The organism is Salipiger bermudensis (assembly GCF_020171625.1).
Lineage (GTDB): Bacteria > Pseudomonadota > Alphaproteobacteria > Rhodobacterales > Rhodobacteraceae > Salipiger > Salipiger bermudensis_B.
This window is the reverse complement of record NZ_JAIUZY010000039.1, coordinates 1-590: the sequence shown is the minus strand read 5'-3', so window position 1 is coordinate 590 and position 590 is coordinate 1. Positions and strand designations below refer to the sequence as shown.

General features: G+C 60.7%; 1 tRNA gene. It reads right to left on the bottom strand.

The window, feature by feature from the left end:
* Positions 1-472: 472 nt before the first annotated feature.
* Positions 473-549, bottom strand: a tRNA-Met gene (locus LCM15_RS22725).
* Between the last annotated feature and the right edge of the window lie 41 nt (positions 550-590).

Here is a 590-nt window from a genome sequence, read left to right as displayed (position 1 = left end):
CGAGCGTTTCTACAATCCGAGACGACGCCACTCAAAATTGGGCTATCTCAGCCCTATGGCGTTCGAGGACCGCGCTGTGCAAACCTAACTCTGTGTCCACGGAACCAGCAGCAGGCCATGTATCACTCCTCGATGAAGGAGAAGATGGCGGGGCTCGAGGATCGCAAGCGGAGCCTCGCAATCCAGATTGCGGAGGCGCCAGAGCCGGCCGTCCTGCGGATGCACCCGAGCCTTGGCGATCTCTACCGCCAGAAGATCGGCGATCTGGTCAGTGCCCTCTCAGACCCCGAAGTTCGGGTCCAGGCCGCCGAGGCGATGCGCAGTCTGATCTCCGAGATCCGGATGATGCCGTCAGCGGACGCGCCCAATGGGCACCAGATCGAGCTCAGCGGTGACCTGGCGGGCATTCTGGCCTTGGGAGATGCGGATACGACAAAGCCCCCGCGAGGAGCGAGGGCTTTGTGTTATAGTCTGGTTGCGGGAGTAGGATTTGAACCTACGACCTTCAGGTTATGAGCCTGACGAGCTACCGGGCTGCTCCATCCCGCGGCGATTTAGCCCTGATTTGGTTAGGTGATCAGGGTGGGATC